Origin of the sequence: Pedobacter hiemivivus (assembly GCF_005144565.1) — a bacterium.
GTDB classification, from domain to species: Bacteria; Bacteroidota; Bacteroidia; order Sphingobacteriales; family Sphingobacteriaceae; genus Pedobacter; species Pedobacter hiemivivus.
In genome coordinates this window covers 170,851-187,911 of sequence record NZ_SWDX01000001.1, presented here as the reverse complement: position 1 = coordinate 187,911, position 17,061 = coordinate 170,851, and the positions used below count along the sequence as shown (strand labels likewise).

Sequence of the window (17,061 nt, the reverse complement as noted above, 5' to 3'; positions counted from 1 at the left end):
AATTATGAAAAAAATAGTACTTGCACTCTTACTGGTCAGCGCCTTGCTGTCTTGTAAAGAAAAGACAACTGACACGGGATGCGAAGACAGAATCTGTACTGAGGAATTTCGCTCTTTGGTTATAAAATTCGTAGACAACAAAACAGTGGGTACCGAGGTTAAAGACTTTAGTGTGGTAAACCAAAGAACCGGAGAAAAAGTGTATGCAAATTCTGCTGCAGCATCCAATCTAATAAAAGGTTCTTTTATAATAGTGGATGACGGGAATACCAAAAGTATGTCTGAAGCTGGAGATGATTTAAAAATCACTGGTACATCTGTGGAGACTAATCAGACAAAATCTGCTATTATTAAAGTGAAAGGTGGTAAATGCGCCTGTCATATCGAAAAAGTATCCGGACCAGAACAGATTGCTTTCGATTAATCATAAAAAAAGCAGGGTGACTAAACTTTATGCTTAGCCACCCTGCTTTCTATTTTGACTAAAAATCAAATTTTACCCTGGCACGGAATCCCCAGCTCGAAACACCTGGATTATCCAGGTAATTGAAACGCTTTACAGCGTCAACCCTTAGTACTTTAAAGATGTTCCCAATACCAACACTTCCTTCGATATAAGGCTCGCTACTTAAGCCGTGAGTAATTGGCAAGCCGTCCTGATTACGCACAAACTGCATCGCATTAGGATTTTTATCTGGATTGTTCTCATCACGTAAACCACCATATAAAGCTTTAAACGACATTACCTCCCTTAATTTTAATTTTTGAAGCAATGGGATCTTGTTAAAAAAGAATCCATTAAAATTCTGGTCGATATTAATGCTGGCATAATGATCACTCACAAATTCAAGGAAGTTCATCAAATTATACGATTGCAATTGATAAGCATAAGTTTGATTGGCTCGATGAATAGACAATAGTGGAAAAGGCAATTTACCCACATTATAACCGCCTTCTAAAGTCACATCAGTATAGCCCAATTGCGACAAATAAAAACGCTTTTCAGCACTAGCCATAAAATTATGATAATTGTATTCACCTCCTAAAACACCTTTCAGACCCGCCGTATAGCGTAGGTTAAATATTGGATATTTATCAACGAAAGGTGTACGATATAATTTACCCTGATAAAATTTCTCATGCGGTGCATACCTTAGTCCTACAGTAATCTCTGAAGTATTGATTTGATTGGTCCTTGAAAAAAGAGTTTGTCCCGAGTTGTTAAAATATAAACCTCCACCTGGAGTCTGACTCCATTTACGCAAACCTAAACTATAAGAGAAGTGATTTTCATATTCATGAACATAATCCAACCTATAAATATCATTATACGTCATCATGCTGTTGTCCCCCCTTTTAAATGATAAAAGAAAATTGTCTTCCTGAACAAACTCTAACTCCTGGCCTGGAATCTTAGTATCACGCTGAAAACTTGCCCTTAAGTAATTTTGCGGAAAAGAATAAATTGACTTGTTGTTTAATGAATAAGTACTACTTAGGAAATATTTCCATTTTTGGTCATCAAAGCCATAAGCAGCATAGGTCTCAAAATAATATCTTTTACTTAACGCAGTTGTTGATCTACCCCCTAAACGTAAACGAAAACCTTCTACACTGTTAAAGCTGTAAAAAGTATTTACAGGTCCCATTTCAAAGGGGCCAAAATCCTTGTAGCCCGCAAAAAATAGCGTTACAATATCCATGGTTCGCTTAAAAGATGGAATAGTTTGTAACGTATCTAAATTCCGATATATTTTGGAGCTGTTAAGATTCAAGGCTTCAGGCCTGTTATCTATCCAAAACTGATCAGACTTCTTAGTTGCATCCGGTGCAACAGCCAATGCAGCTGAGCCTTTATAAACGTCTTCTGCTGGTGGATGGTTAATTTCGTAGTCCTTATAAGTAACCGTACGTTCACCCGTAAATCCAGTACCATTTTTTTTAGTGATTCCAAAATCTACAATCAAGTTACTTTTACTCAGATGATATCGCTTATCAGGGTTCTGATCAAACTCAAGTTTCACTTCAAGTCCTCTAACAAAATTCAGGTTAATATCCTTATTAACGGTAAGATATGCGTTTTGAACAGCATAATTTCCATCCATAGTAACATACAACTTACCTTCAAACAACATATCCATTTTACCTCGTGGTGTAAAAGAAAGCTCTATCAATTGAGGTTGCTGGGTTTTGATCGTATCTGTAATAAAAAACTTATAGAAAGTTGGAGCACCCTCGGCTATCGGACTTAACAACAGGTTACTAATGATAGAAATATTATTATCGTAAATATCAATATCCTGATACATCCTATCGAAATAAGCAGTAAGACCTTGATTATCAACAAAACGCGGATCAAAATTCACTTGCTTATCAGCAACTACTACAGTTCTCATCTTTTCGGGGCTTTTACGGAAATAATTCTCCGAAAGCTTTTCCTGCTGAAAAACCGGCAATAGATTTTTACCCCCAATTTTATTAGAATCCTGTTCCTGAAACAAGAACTGATAATTGCGGAATATCTTTTTATTTTTAAACTTATCAGAAAGATTGCTCATAGAAAACAGCATCCTTTCATATTTTTTATAATTCACATAGTCGTAACTTTCCATACGGTTCTTCGACTTATTGGCGATTACCTTACGAATCAGTTCTACAGCGGGATTCTCTTTGTTGCGATACTTTGGCTTTTTACCGCCCTTGATCACCACTTCATTCATCTGCATCGCCTCGCTTTGCAATTGAATATTAATTGTCTGGATAGTCCCCGGCTTAATAGTCCTTACCTGTGACTTATAACCCACATAACTAAATTTAAGCTGGGTATAATTACCATCTATGGTGATGTTATATCGACCATCGGCATCCGTACGCCCGCCTTTACCGCTACCTACAACGATATAAGAAGCATAAGGGATAGTTTCTTTAGTACCTACATCGGTAACAATTCCCTTTACAGCTGTTTCTTGTGCAAAAGACGACAAGCTGCACAAGATTATGGTGAACAAAAAAATGATTCTTACTATTATGGATTGAGGTTGTCCCTTCTGCATCTGCTTTTATACTTTAAGATGTATCGCTTAAACTGATTAAGCGCTGCAAAGTTAACACTCAACTCCTGAATATTTTAGTAAAAAAGTCAGGATGACTCCACAAACAGATGTTATGACACGAAAATGAAAAATGAAATTTTAGCAGATTGATTTTTATGGCTTTACAAAGTCAAAAAACGAGTGATGTTGGCCTGAACATGATCGTTCTTTTTATGTTCGCCCCGGTTTAGCTGGATAGCTCTGATCACTACTCCGTTCCGCTCCAGCAACAACTCTTCATAAAAACCTTTATAGTACACATCTTTCACTTCAAAGCGTTTGCTGTTCCAGGAGTTCTTTAACTCTACCCATTCCGGATAAAAAACAGCTTGCCCTGTTTTTATTTCTAAACCTAGCTTTGCTGCATCTTCCGCATTTAAAACAACGGCATTACCTAGTAGCTGTGCAGTATAAATGTGATCAGGATGATTATATACATAAGCAGGATTGCCCAGTTGCAATAACTTTCCATCCTTAAGGATAAGTAATTCATCAGCAAGAAATAAGCCGTCAGCGGGATCATGGGACACCATAACAACCGTAACACCAGTTTCAGCAGCTACTCTTTTAATATCAGCGCGCAACTGGTTTTTCAATAAGGCATCAACCTGACTAAAAGGCTCGTCCAATAACAATACAGCGGTATCGCTTACCATTGCCTTTGCTATAGCTACACGTTGCTGCTCTCCCCCACTTAATTGCGTAATTTTCTTGTCTTTAAGATGCTCGATGTGCAGGTGTTGCATCATCTCCATGGTCTTTTCCTGCTTTGCTTGTATATTGGTATTGGAAAGCATGGATGCTATATTATCATATACCTTGGCGTATATGTTTAAAGAAAAGTCCTGCGTAACCATTTTCATTTCCTTATGACCAGGAATAAGCTGCTCATCAGGTCCTAAAATACGTTTTCCTTTAAAAGACACCTCACCACTATCTACCTTCAGTAAACCGTAAATGCATTTCAGTAAGGTAGATTTACCACTCCCACTTTCACCTAGAATAGCGATAATACTTCCTTTATTGATGTCGAAACTGACATCAATAACACCAGATAATTGTCCAGCTTGATGCTGCTTTGTTAAGTTTTTAACGGTAATGATAAGTTCTTCCACAGCTACAAAGATAAAAGCAATTTTAGCAATTGTGCTTTTTCCGATAGTGTTTATACCATTTTACAGCCATCATAATTACAACGGCAAAAACGATTAAACCAATAAGCCCATAAACCCAGTCTACAGCGCTTTTTAAAACTACGGTAAATACAATGGCAACCAACAAAATAGTGGCTACCTCATTCCACAAACGAAGCTTAAAAGAGCTATGCTTAAATTTACCAAGCTTTAGCTGTTTCATGATGTTCTGGCAAATAAAATGATAAACCAGTAATGCCGCTACAAAGCCTAGCTTTACATGAAACCAAGGTGTAGTTAACAGATATGGTCGTATGCAAACCATGCCTACACCAGCAAGTACCGTAAGGGCCATAGCGGGTGTAGTAATGATGTGCCAGAGCTTATGCTCTATTTTTTCGTATTCTTTTTGGAGGATATTGCGTTCAACTTCCGGCCGATCATTGGCTTCAGTATGATAAATGAATAAACGCACACTATAAAACAATCCAGCCATCCAACTAACCACAAAGATGATGTGAACCGACATGATGTAGTAATAGTATTTCTCCATTTTTAACCTAGTATTTGAACTCCTTAATAACCTCTATCGCATATTTTACGTTGTCAAAAGGAATATCAGGCATAATACCATGACCAAGGTTACAGATAAAACCTTTCTCCCCACGCATACGCTCAAACAATCTAAGGATCTCTCTTTTGATCACAGGTTTGTTTGCATATAAAATATGTGGATCAAGATTTCCCTGAACTGCAATGCCTGCAGGTAGGCTATTTTTAATGTTTAAAAGATCCGCATTCCAGTCTACAGAAATTACGTCTGGTTTAGCAGTTGCCATAATTGGAGCAAACACAGAACTTCCTTTACAGAAAGAAATTACAGGAATATCCTTTCTATTTAAATTGGCAATAATTTCCTGAATATAACGGTGAGAGAATTCCTGATAGTCGTTCCAAGATAATGCTAAAGCCCAGCTGTCAAAAATTTGTATGGCATTAACACCAGCAGCAATTTGCAAATTCAGATAATCAGCAGTAACCTTTGCGATTTTAGCCAATAATTTATGTGCAACCTCCGGCTCATTATGCATCAACAATTTAGTTAATTTAAAGTCTTTTGATGAACCACCTTCTACTAAGTAACTCATCACTGTAAAAGGCGCACCTGCAAAACCAATCAGCGGAATACTACCATTTAAGCGTTGTTGTATCACTTTAATTGCATCGGCAACATACTGTAACCTCTCCAATACATCTACTTCCAAAGCATCCACATCTTTCAATGTACGTACTGGATTCGCAAACCTTGGTCCAACACCTTGTGTAAAACTCAGGTCCCCCCCCATAGCCTCCCCAGTAACCAGGATATCAGAAAATAAAATAGCAGCATCAATACCCAGCAAATCAACTGGCAACATCGTTACATCAGCAGCAATTTCTGGTGTTTTGCACATTTCAAGAAAGGAGTACTTGTTTTTAATCTCCCAATACTCTGGCATAAAACGACCTGCCTGGCGCATCATCCATACCGGTGGACGTTCTGTTTGCTTTGAAAATGCTGCATCTAAAAATAACGTGTTCATTTGTTCTTAATTTATCCTCTATTTCTTTTATAAACTGTTTACTTCTTTCTCTATTTTACTAATTATGTCAAGTGCTTTTGGCGTTACCGCCAGCTCTTTTGCTTTTTCAAGGTAAGCACTACTGCGTACTTTATCCTTCTTCCTTAAGGCTAGATTGGCCAAATGGATCATCACAAAAGCCTTGTCATTCTTTCCACCCAATGGAAAACGACTGGCGATCTGAAAATGATGCTCTGCAGCCTCATAATCTTCCTTTTTTAAGGCAATATTAGCTCGCATAAACTCATAGTACCCACGTCTGTTTCGGGCTAACCGATCAGCATTAGGTACCTCATTCAGTAATTTCTCAGCACGTGTATGGTCGCCATTTTTAAAATGCTTTGAAGCCAGCAATATAGAACTGTGCTTAAAATGGCTCCACAAAACAAAGGCAAACAAAAAGCCGGCAATAGCAGCCAGCTGGTATTGATCATAAAAAAGGCATACCACACTAGCGATAGCAAAAACTGCCATCAGGGCATACCTGCCTTTTGAATTATACATTAATGAATATCAGTGAATTTATAACCTACACCTCTGATGGAGTGAAAATAAACCGGATTTTTTTGATCTGGCTCAAAATACTTACGGAAAGTTAAAATGAAGTTATCTATCGTTCTTGTAGATGGATAAACGTCATAATTCCAAACCGTTTCCAAAATCTGCTCGCGGGATACAGCTTCATTCTTACGCTCTATCAGCAATTTCAGAAGCATGGTTTCCTTTTTGGTTAAAGGAACAATAACACCATCATCTTGTTTCAACTCAAATGAATTAAAATAGATGGTTTTATCCCCAATTTTATAAGAATTTATTTCTTTTAAATCGTCAGCTTTCATGCTGCGTTTCACCAGGATGCCTACTCTTAAGATCAGCTCTTCCAGGTTAAAAGGTTTTACCAAATAATCATCGGCTCCTTTTTTAAGTCCCATAACTCTGTCTTCACTGGTGTTTTTAGCAGTTAAGAAAAGAATAGGTACTTCAGTATTTTCTAATCTAATGGTTTCACATACCTGGAATCCATCCATTTCTGGAAGCATTACATCTAGAATGATTAGGTTAAAACGTTCTTCCTTAAAAACCTTCAAGGCCGTTTTACCGTCTTTTACGGCATGTACTTTATAACCTTCAAGCTCAAGGTTTAATTTTATCGCATCTAATAAATGGTCTTCATCTTCAACCAGCAGTATTCTTAATTTCTGTTGCATAATCAACTAAATGTTATTTCAAAAATAGCACCTTGCGGTACGTTATCTCTAACGCTGATATCAGCGTCGTGGCTTTGTAATACTTCCTTAACAATAAACAGGCCTAAACCTGTTCCTTTTGATTTTCTGACATTCTCATCACCAACACGGTAAAATTTATCGAAAATAAGCATCTTTTCTGCATCAGGAATACCTGGCCCTTTGTCAGACACTCTTAAAAACGCATGACCATCTTTCTCCGTCAATTCGACCGATACATCCGCACAAGGTCCCGAATACTTCACCGCATTTTCAACAAGGTTGGTAACCACAGAAGAAAGTGCAAACTGATCGCCCATCACTTTAATTCCAGGTTTAATTACAGGTGTAATCAATTGTTCGCATCCACACGAATGCACCTGCAGTCTGTCCGTGATCTTGGTTACCAGCTCTGAAAAGTCAAATTCCTCCTTAGGGAAGGAATAGGAGCGGTTTTCAATCTTAGTAGCCAACAACATATTCTCCACAAGATCATCCAAACGCTCAATATCCTTTAGGGAATTATTCAGCAATGAAGTCTGCCTTGCTTTATCCAGATCCCGCTTCACGATCGTTTGTATAGACAACTTTATAGCTGCCAATGGCGATTTTAACTCATGCGTTACAGACAATAAAAAGTTCTGTTGTTGCTCACGTAAGCGTTCTTCTTTTTTAATAGACTGGTGTAAAAAATAGGCACCTATACACAGTAAAAATAAAAACACCGATCCTTCTCCCATGACCATTGCCATTCTGGCAGGTTCCAACCTTACCACCAATGAGCCCCATGAAATCAGTTGCACCATTGCGTAAAGCAACATGAAATAAAATATAATGATCGATTTTTTCAAGATTACCAGCGTTTTACTTTATAAATATACTATTTAATTACTTGTTCCTGAAAACAACATCAAGACTATCAAAGATGGCCCTTTTAGCTTTTTCAAGTTCTATTTTTGAATGCGCAGCAGAAACAAAACCTACCTCATATCCTGAAGGACCTAAATAAATTCCTCTATTCAGTAATTCTCTGTGCATTATTTTGAATTTCTCCATGCTATTGTGGTCAATATCTTCTGCAGACTGAATCTTGTCCTTATCTGTAAAAGCAATCCAGAAGATAGAGCCCACATAAAATACTTTTACCTTATAATTTCTGGCAGTTGCAAAACGCTGTATGCTCTCTGCAAACTCGCTTGTTTTATTGTTCAGGTCTTTATAAAACCCAGAACGCAGCAATTCTGTCAGTTGAGCTATTCCAGCAGCCATAGCTACAGGATTACCAGAAAGTGTTCCTGCCTGGTAAACGCCTCCATCAGGAGAAATGTGTCCCATAATTTCAGCAGAAGCGCCATACATACCTACAGGTAGACCACCGCCTATAATTTTACCATAAGTAACAATATCAGGTTTCACGCCATAATAAGCCGCAGCGCCTTCAAAGCCTATCCTAAAACCAGTAATTACCTCATCAAATATCAATAAAGCATTATTTTCCTTACAAATGCCCTGCAAAAACTCGATATAAGCGGCATCCTGCATCAACAAACCGTTATTTGCCGGAATGCCTTCAATAATTACCGCAGCCACCTGATCTTTAAACTGATCAAAAGCCTGTTTCAAAGCTTCTGTATCATTTAAAGGCACCACGATAGTTTCTTGTGCAAAAGCTTTAGGTACACCCGCAGATGAAGTTTCGCCGAAAGTAACCAAACCAGAACCAGCTTTCACCAATAAAGAATCACTGTGACCGTGGTAACAACCTTCAAACTTGATGATCTTATCTTTACCTGTATATCCACGAGCCAACCTAATGGCCGACATCACTGCCTCTGTGCCAGAGCTCGTAAAACGTATTTTTTCAACAAATTTATTGTTCTTAATGATCAGCTCTGCCAATTCATTTTCCAAAGCAGTTGGTGCACCGAAGCTCATGCCACTTTGCATCACCTCAGTCACTTTCTCCCTCACCTTAGCATTGTTATGCCCAAGAATTAATGGCCCCCAGCTAGCACAAAAATCTATAAATTGATTACCATCTGCATCCCATACAAAACAGCCATCCCCTTTTTGAATAAAAAGTGGAGTACCATAAACCGACTTAAAAGCCCTAACTGGAGAGTTTACACCACCCGGGAAATAGTTTTTCGCCTTTTCGTATAACTCTGCAGATTTTTCTCGGGAAATATCCGGTTTGCTCCCTGTGTTTACAGGGACTTCGCCTTCATTTCCTGAAAACATTTTTTTTAAAGATTCTAACATATGCTTATTTCAATTCTGTGTGTCCTATTGTTTCCAGCAAACCACAACTTACATCCAATTATTCTCTACAATATCCCTGATGTGGTAAGTTGTAATAATGCTTGCCCCAGCACGCGCAAAAGCATGCATGGTTTCCATTACCACTTTTTGTTCGTCTATCCAGCCCCTTTGTGCTGCTGCTTTAACCATCGAGTACTCACCTGATACATTATAGCAAGCAATCGGTAAATCAGTATGCTGTTTTAAGTTATGCATAATATCAAGGTAAGCCAACGCGGGTTTTACCATTAACACATCTGCACCTTCACTTTCATCCAGCAAAGCCTCTCTTAAAGCTTCGTTAGGGTTTCTGAAATCCATTTGGTAAGCTTTCCTGTCACCTTTACTCGGCGCACAATCTGCCGCTTCCCTAAACGGACCGTAATAGGCGGATGCAAATTTGGTTGCGTGCGACATAATAGCTGCGTTCACATAACCAGCTCCATCTAACACACTCCTCATTGCAGCTACACGTCCATCCATCATATCAGATGGAGCCAACATATCTGCGCCAGCCTGTACATGTGTAAGTGCCATTTTTGCGATAACCTCAACGGTTTCATCATTTTGTACGTAATCGTTCTTTAGTATACCACAATGCCCATGCGATGTATAAGAACACACACAAACATCAGTAACAATATAAAGGTCGTCACCAAAGTTTTTCTTCAATAAACGTACTGCCGAAGGAACTAAAGAATGATCATGATAAGCAGATGCAGCATTGTCACTTTTCTCATCGCCCACGCCGAAAAGCATAATCTTGTTTACGCCAAGTTTTAATCCCTTCTCTACATCCTTGATCAGCGTATCCTCTGAAAAATGACTGATGCCCGGCATTGCATCCAGGGGATGAACAACATTATTTCCAGGAACAACAAAGTACGGATAAATGAACATGTCTTTAGATAACCGAGTTTCGGCTATCATCTCTCTCACAACAGGATTTTTCCTTAATCTACGTGGACGGTGTAACATAGTATTTTTTTATATATCAATTCCGAAAACGGCTTCAGCTAAACCGATTTCATCAGGGGAATAAGGTAAAATTACCTTCACTCCCATTTCTTCAAACTTTTTAGCGGTAGAGTTGCCTATAGCAATTACCTTTTGTCCCGGATCCAATAGGTTATCCACAAAATACGCATCCACATTTGATGGACTTGTAAATATGAGCACCTCAGCATAAGTCTGATCTATATTTTCTTCAATAACCGTTTCGTAAATCGGCAGATCAACTACTTTTGTATCGGACTTTAATGCCTTTTGAATGCTCAACAATGAATCCTGCGCCCTTGGAAACAATACAGTTTTTCCAGCAACAGCCTCAGCAAACAATTCAGCAACCTCTTCTATATCTCCACCTTCACCAACATAATCAGCCACATGTCCCATTCGTCTCAATGAATCCTCAGACCCACGACCTGCTACACCAAACTTTACATGTTTAGGCAACATCGGTTTCAGGTTAAAGAAATAATCCACACTATTCCTACTGCTAAAGAAAATCCATTCTATATGCTTTAGATAAAACGGATCCAATACAGTTACAATCGGAAAAGTACGGATCAATGATCTGGCATCTATTTCAATATTGTGTTTTTCAAGCGCTTTTCTAAAGTAATTGTGCTCGCCAACTTCTCTCGAAATGAATACCTTGGCAGGGAATTTTCTTTCCCCACTAAACTTAGCAACAATTTTTTCGGCCAGTCCATCCAGGTTTTCCACACGGTAGAACAAACGGTCAGGAAAGTCTTCATCAGTTTCAGCCTTTGAAGTCCATACCTCATATTGCTCCTCTTCCTTTTTGCAATAACAGCCTAAAGGCATATGGCAGCCACCTTCGAAAAGGTTTAAGACCTTACGTTCCACAGCAATCTCATCTGCAGTTTCCTTGTGATGTATTTGCTGAAGCGTATCAAACAATTCGCTATCATTTTCCCTGATCTGAATCGCAAGCGCTCCTTGCGCTGGAGCAGGAACTATATCCGTAGGATCTATCACCTCGACATGAAATTCAGAAAGATCTATACTTAGACGATTCACTCCAGCCTTAGCGATCATGATGGCATCATAATCCTCGTCCCTTAACTTTTGGATACGAGTAGGTACGTTACCTCTTAAATCTTCTATATTTAAATCCGGTCGAAGCGCAAGCAATTGAGCTTTACGTCTGTTTGATGAAGTTCCAACCATTGCTCCCGTTTTTAGAGAAAGCTTATGAGTGATGTTTACACAATCCTTAAGGATTAGCAACAACTCCGATGGATCTTCGCGCTCTGTTACCGCAGCAATAGTTAATCCATCAGGATGTACAGTTGGCAAATCTTTATGCGAGTGTACAGCAATGTCAATAGTGCCACCTAAAAGTTCCTCTTCCAGTTCTTTGGTAAAAAAGCCTTTCCCCTCCAGTTTATCCAATCTAAGATTTAAAATCTTGTCACCCTGAGTTTTAATAATCTTCAGTTCAGCTTCAACGCCGATAGCTGCTAATTTATCTTTAATGAAATTGGCTTGCCATAAAGCCAGGTCGCTACCTCTTGTACCTATAATAAGTCTTTTCACGTTGATTACTATTTTTTGGCAAATTTAGCTATTCTTTACCAATATCTCCTTTGCCATTACCATTGGAACGCTGATGTATTTTTTTTCCATATAATTCATCACCTTTTCCAATACTAATCTTGAATTCTCATCCAGATTACTGATCTCTTCGGCAAAGATCCCATTGATAGCAGTATGCTTAATTTCCTTAATTTTCTCGGGAACGCAGCTCATAGCGATTTCAATTTTGCGTTGGCGTAATACCAATCCAAAATCTTTGATGTTTTCATCGATAATGTGCTCGGCATTTACCAGCTCATCATAGCGCTCCTGAATATTTTTACGGGCAGTCTCTTTTAAAGACTCAACCTCGATATAGTGCATTGGGAAGTCCCTAACCACTTCTGGCGCGACATCGTTAGGAATAGCCAAATCAACGATTACCTTTTTACTGGTATCGCCATTCAGCAATTTTTTATAAATCTCTTCTGTAATGATTGGCTCAGTGGCTCCGGTACAAGTAATAATCACATCAAATCCCTGATTGTAATTTTCAAGTTCTGTAAGCGGGTAAGCAGTACCATTCAAATCTTTAGCTAATACTTCTGCATTTGCAAGTGTTCTGTTAAAAATAGAGAAGTTCGAGTATTTATGTTTTTTCAGATATTGAGCTAAGTTTTTATTCGTTTCGCCCGCACCAATAATCAGCAGCCTTGAGTTGGCACACATCTTAAGGTCGCGCAGCTTACGGTAGGCCAAAGAAACAACAGAAACAGGGTTTTTAGAAATATTGGTATGTGTATAAACTTCCTTAGCAGTTTTCACTACCCTGTTCATAATCATCCGCATATAATCTCCGGTAAATCCGGCAACGCGACAAGCTTCATAAGCCTTACGAATCTGTGCAAGAATTTCTTTTTCCCCGACCACCAAGCTTTCCAATGAGCAAGAAGTACGTAACAGATGATTAAAAGCTTCCAGCTGTTCGTATACAGAAACGTTTTCAATAAACTGCTCCATATACTCCGGCGGCAATCCCATATCCAGGACAGTTAAAAAGCGAAGAATAAAATCTCTATCTAAATTCCCTGAGGCAGTGAATACAAATTCTACCCTATTGCAGGTCCCTACATAGAATATTTCCTTAACACCTAACTCTGATTGAATGTTTCTCAACCTATCGTCCAATGTCTGCTCACATATTACCAATTTACCTAAGGACTTTAGGTCAATCTGTTTATGCGTGAAAGCAATGATCTTTAAATATTCCAAAATTATAGTATCCTGTTTGTTTTTAGCGTAACAAAAGTAATAACACAAGGCTGTTCCACTGTCATTATGCTGTAATTAAGAGCTATTTAGAAAGATTTTAAATAACCAACAGCACCGAAACAACCCGATTTTAATTTTGTTATATTGCTTAAACACCATACAGGTAGCGATATATGATCAAAAAGGAACACTTTACATTAGGCGGAGCTGCAGGAAAAATGATTCTTGGCGATTGGACTTATGACGATAAAAACACAAATCCTGACACTATAATTTTCATCCATGGCTTTAAAGGCTTTAAAGATTGGGGAGCTCACAACTTAACCGCGGCATTTTTCGCTTCAAACGGTTACAGATATCTAAAATTTAACCTGTCCCACAGTGGAGTTACCATTCAAAATCAAAATGACGTAACGGATATGGAGGCCTTTGCGGCCAATACCATAAGTATAGAACTATCAGATGTGAATACAGTAATTGATTATGTCAGCATTACGTTTCCATCTACCTCCATTTATCTGGTAGGCCATAGCAGAGGTGGCGGTTTAGCAATTATTCAGGCCGCAAGAGATAAGCGAATCAGTAAACTCATTACCTGGTCTGCCATTGCAGATTTCTCCAGCCTTTGGAAAAAGGAGCAGGAAAAAGAATGGATCCTCACAGGGAGAATCTTTGTAGAGAATGCACGTACTAAAGAAAAAATGCCTTTAAATAGTACATTATTGGATGACTTCAATAAACACAAAGCTCATTTCAATATCCTAAATGCTGCAAAACAAGTCCAAATCCCTTGGTTAATTTTGCATGGAGATGATGACGTTAATGTCAAATTTAGTGTTGCTCAAGAGTTAGCACAAAACCAATTAAACGCCGAAATTCAAAAAATTGAGGGGGCCAATCATGTGTATGGTGCTTCGCATCCATATACATCAGATCAATTACCCCCACATTTATATCAAGTTGTTGAAAAAAGCTTAGTATTTCTACAATCTACATCGGCAATAAACCATCTTTTGCCATCTGGTTAATCAAAATTTTAGGGTAGCTATTTACAAAAGCATCAATTGATCCAGGATTAACAGTTTCTGTCTGTGCTGACCAAACCAACTTACTATTGGCCATATCATACAAATTCGTTTCCATGAAATAGGTTTTGTCAGTTACATAATATCCCGGCTCATAAAACATAGGACGCCAGTAATTATAGTAGCTATAAAATCCACCATACCATCCATAATAAGGGTAAGGTGCATAACCGGCCGATCCCGGAACATACCTGGTTTCACTCTGCTTGTTAATCAATGAAATAGTAAGGATATAATTGGCACCTGAATTCTGAATTTTCGACATCAATGTCGTCTCTGTTGGCGATTTTTGATAAAAATCCGGACTAAAAAAATCCGTACTCTTCACTACCTTAACGTTTTTTAACGCAGCTTCTGACGCAAGCGCATTTTCCAGTTTGGTCCTGACTTCCATATTTCTAGTCAGTGAGGCGATAAAGACAGTCTTTCCGCTTAACATTGTTCCTCTTGCAGAAGAGTTAACCCAAGATCCCGTTACTCTTGTCGTTGGGCTGCAAGACCAAAGTACTCCACTTATCAGTAGAATAGCAAAGAATTTTACTTGTTTCATAATCTAGATTTTTAAACTTATAACATTTGAAAACAAAAAATGTTTCTAACTTATTAAGCTTACACCCTGATTATTTAGCCTTTACTAACTCACTGACCCTATAAACGAAAAATATACAAATCACAATCATTACCGAAACTACTATCCCCAAAATGTCATAATTCTCTAGCGGACTCGTTTTCGTTTCCTGGGTTACAATTAAACCGGCGCTTAATGCAGCTATCCCTCCTGCCATTTGTTGTAAGGAAGCATTCACACTCATAAATGCACCCCGGTCCTTCACATCAGGAACACTCATGGTAAGTGTCGTAGCCGGTATCATCCGGCTCATGATCCCCATAAACAATACCATATTAACCACCACCACTTGCCATAACGGAATCGGGCCAAGGTTTGTATAGATCAAAATAAGTATGATGGCCAAAACTGAGCCGCCTGTAAACAACATAAACTTATCTACTTTATCACTTAATTTACCAACTAAAGGCATAATAACAATAGAGGCCAAACCAGTAAACATAAATACCAACGGCAGTTCTTGCTGTGTGATGTTAATGTTATTGATCAGGTACGCGCTTCCAAAAGGCATTAACATAAAACCACCTACGCTCATTGTAGCAGTTGCAATAAAGCCCATTTGATAAGAACGATTAGATAGTGCATGCCATAGATGTAAAAACGGGCTCTTGTCTGATTGCAAGGCAAGATGTTTGTCAATAGGCTTCATCATAAACAAAATCGTTAGCCCAATCATAATAGCCAAGATAACAATCATTAAAAATGACGAATGCCAACCCCAGATATTGGCCAGATAAAGACCTATTGGAATACCCAAAACCTGACTTGCAGCAAAGCCCATTTGCACAACGCCCATCACACGGCCACGCTGATGAACAGCAAAAATATCAGTAACAATTGTCATGGATATCGCACCAATTACTCCACCAAATAATCCAGTTACAATCCTTGCTCCTAAAAGCATCTCGTAATTAGTAGAAAGTGCGCAACATAATGTGCCGACAATAAATCCCGCGTAAAAAAATAAAAGCAGCTTTTTACGATCAAACTTATCAGCAAAACCAGCTGCCAAAATACCGGAAGCTCCGGCACTAAAAGCATAGGAAGAAACCACAAGTCCAAACCCTTTAGGCGTCATGGACAAAGATTTCATTAAAAAATCGCCAAGTGGCGCAAGTACCATAAAATCCAGTACTATAGTAAACTGTAATAAAGCCAATAAAGCAATTACCAGAATCTGATAAGAACTAAAAGGTTCGGCTATAGGCTTTGTAGATTGTTCCATTATTAGATATGTAATTAGATCTTATTCATTTTTAAGTTAACACCTCGCAGGTATAACCATTTTTCATCACCAAGGTAATGACGTCTTGGTGCTTAAGCACAGGTGATACAATGCGTAATACACAATCTACATCATGCAAATCTACCGTCCACTGCCCAATTTTATGCTCCTCCATAATTTTACCAATATGCTTTTTATCATCTTCGGTTCGTATATTGGTTTTAAAAAGCAGGATCTCGTTAATATTAATTTCCATTTCTTAATTTTTAGTTTTTATGAGTCCACCAATAGACTCTTTTTATTTTTTAAATCCCTTTAATACCAAATCAAAAGCGCTCCAAAGTACCTCATCTGTTAAAACAAACGGTTTTCCACTTAAGCTTTTTCCCTCGTTATGAAAACGCAATAGACTATACAAAGGCCCAAAAGCCACACTCCAGTAAGTTTCCAAGGGCATAGCAGCGATTTCGCCTCTTTCAATCGCATTGTGCATAAACTTTCCAAGTGGCTCCTTAAAAATCTCCCCGAAAGTTTCAAAAATCTTCTCCTGATAAGTAGAACTACGCAACTGCTCTATCATCTGTGCAGTTAAGGGATTTTCGAGGATACATTTTGCGCGGTTTTTCCACTGTTGTCTCAACCCCTCTGCAAAAGAACTTTCAGGATCAAAATCTTCCAACATAATTGCACTCATCCGATGCACCTCTTCCGTACCAATATTAAGAATCAAATCGTCCTTATCCTTGTAATAAATGTAAAGGGTAGCTACGGATATCCTACAAGCCTTAGCCAGCTTATTCATCGTAAAGCCTTCAAATCCAACCTCGACTAGCAACTCAATAGCCTTTTGTTTTACCAGCTCTACTTTATTTATATCCCTTGCACGCATAAGATCTTTAATTATCCATCAAATATAAATGAATATTCATTCAC

The 17,061-nt window shown here is 38.4% G+C and carries 17 protein-coding genes; 2 read left to right on the top strand and 15 right to left on the bottom strand.

Annotated features, from left to right (window positions below; all coding sequences use genetic code 11):
• Positions 1-4 precede the first annotated feature (4 nt).
• Positions 5-424: a hypothetical protein gene (locus FBD94_RS00810; protein WP_136878747.1), complete on the top strand. Its 420-nt coding sequence runs from the start codon at positions 5-7 to the stop codon at positions 422-424.
• Positions 425-482: 58 nt separating this feature from the next.
• Here FBD94_RS00810 and FBD94_RS00805 read toward each other — a convergent pair whose 3' ends face one another.
• The 11 genes from FBD94_RS00805 to hemA form a co-directional block, all read right to left on the bottom strand.
• On the bottom strand, positions 483-3,053 hold the full coding sequence (locus tag FBD94_RS00805) for a DUF5686 and carboxypeptidase-like regulatory domain-containing protein (protein ID WP_136878746.1): 2,571 nt from the start codon (positions 3,051-3,053) through the stop codon (positions 483-485).
• Between the two features lie 161 nt (positions 3,054-3,214).
• Positions 3,215-4,207: an ABC transporter ATP-binding protein gene (locus tag FBD94_RS00800; protein ID WP_136878745.1), complete on the bottom strand. Its 993-nt coding sequence runs from the start codon at positions 4,205-4,207 to the stop codon at positions 3,215-3,217.
• A gap of 22 nt (positions 4,208-4,229) precedes the next feature.
• Complete coding sequence (hemJ, locus tag FBD94_RS00795; RefSeq protein WP_136878744.1) at positions 4,230-4,778, bottom strand: protoporphyrinogen oxidase HemJ; 549 nt, start codon at positions 4,776-4,778, stop codon at positions 4,230-4,232.
• 7 nt (positions 4,779-4,785) lie between these two features.
• Positions 4,786-5,808 carry a uroporphyrinogen decarboxylase gene (hemE, locus tag FBD94_RS00790; RefSeq protein WP_136878743.1) on the bottom strand — a complete coding sequence of 341 codons (1,023 nt, stop codon included), beginning with the start codon at positions 5,806-5,808 and terminating at the stop codon, positions 4,786-4,788.
• A gap of 27 nt (positions 5,809-5,835) precedes the next feature.
• Complete coding sequence (locus FBD94_RS00785; protein ID WP_136878742.1) at positions 5,836-6,351, bottom strand: tetratricopeptide repeat protein; 516 nt, start codon at positions 6,349-6,351, stop codon at positions 5,836-5,838.
• Entirely contained in the window at positions 6,351-7,055 is a 705-nt protein-coding gene (locus FBD94_RS00780; protein ID WP_015809248.1) for a response regulator transcription factor, read from the bottom strand. The genes FBD94_RS00785 and FBD94_RS00780 overlap by 1 nt, the downstream gene beginning before the upstream one ends.
• 2 nt (positions 7,056-7,057) lie before the next feature.
• Positions 7,058-7,924 carry a sensor histidine kinase gene (locus tag FBD94_RS00775; RefSeq protein ID WP_131607389.1) on the bottom strand — a complete coding sequence of 289 codons (867 nt, stop codon included), beginning with the start codon at positions 7,922-7,924 and terminating at the stop codon, positions 7,058-7,060.
• Between the two features lie 37 nt (positions 7,925-7,961).
• On the bottom strand, positions 7,962-9,335 hold the full coding sequence (gene hemL / locus FBD94_RS00770) for a glutamate-1-semialdehyde 2,1-aminomutase (protein WP_136878741.1): 1,374 nt from the start codon (positions 9,333-9,335) through the stop codon (positions 7,962-7,964).
• A 48-nt stretch (positions 9,336-9,383) separates the two neighbouring features.
• On the bottom strand, positions 9,384-10,352 hold the full coding sequence (gene hemB / locus FBD94_RS00765; RefSeq protein WP_136878740.1) for a porphobilinogen synthase: 969 nt from the start codon (positions 10,350-10,352) through the stop codon (positions 9,384-9,386).
• 9 nt (positions 10,353-10,361) lie between these two features.
• Positions 10,362-11,939, bottom strand: a complete 1,578-nt coding sequence (hemC, locus tag FBD94_RS00760) for a hydroxymethylbilane synthase (protein ID WP_169472178.1) — start codon at positions 11,937-11,939, stop codon at positions 10,362-10,364.
• A 24-nt stretch (positions 11,940-11,963) separates the two neighbouring features.
• Entirely contained in the window at positions 11,964-13,190 is a 1,227-nt protein-coding gene (gene hemA, locus FBD94_RS00755) for a glutamyl-tRNA reductase (protein ID WP_131607385.1), read from the bottom strand.
• Between the two features lie 173 nt (positions 13,191-13,363).
• On the opposite strand from hemA, the gene FBD94_RS00750 reads away from it, so the two are divergent.
• Positions 13,364-14,218, top strand: coding sequence for an alpha/beta hydrolase family protein (locus FBD94_RS00750; protein WP_136878738.1), 855 nt, complete (start codon positions 13,364-13,366; stop codon positions 14,216-14,218).
• On the opposite strand, the gene FBD94_RS00745 is transcribed toward FBD94_RS00750, so the two are convergent.
• From FBD94_RS00745 to FBD94_RS00730, 4 genes are all read right to left on the bottom strand, one after another.
• Positions 14,181-14,825 (bottom strand): hypothetical protein, encoded by a 645-nt coding sequence (locus tag FBD94_RS00745; RefSeq protein WP_131607383.1) that lies wholly within the window; start codon positions 14,823-14,825, stop codon positions 14,181-14,183. The two genes, FBD94_RS00750 and FBD94_RS00745, sit on opposite strands and share 38 nt — an antisense overlap.
• Positions 14,826-14,895: 70 nt before the next feature.
• Positions 14,896-16,128, bottom strand: coding sequence for an MFS transporter (locus FBD94_RS00740; RefSeq protein ID WP_131607382.1), 1,233 nt, complete (start codon positions 16,126-16,128; stop codon positions 14,896-14,898).
• Between the two features lie 31 nt (positions 16,129-16,159).
• Entirely contained in the window at positions 16,160-16,384 is a 225-nt protein-coding gene (locus FBD94_RS00735) for a hypothetical protein (protein ID WP_131607381.1), read from the bottom strand.
• A gap of 42 nt (positions 16,385-16,426) precedes the next feature.
• Complete coding sequence (locus FBD94_RS00730; RefSeq protein ID WP_131607380.1) at positions 16,427-17,017, bottom strand: TetR/AcrR family transcriptional regulator; 591 nt, start codon at positions 17,015-17,017, stop codon at positions 16,427-16,429.
• Between the last annotated feature and the right edge of the window lie 44 nt (positions 17,018-17,061).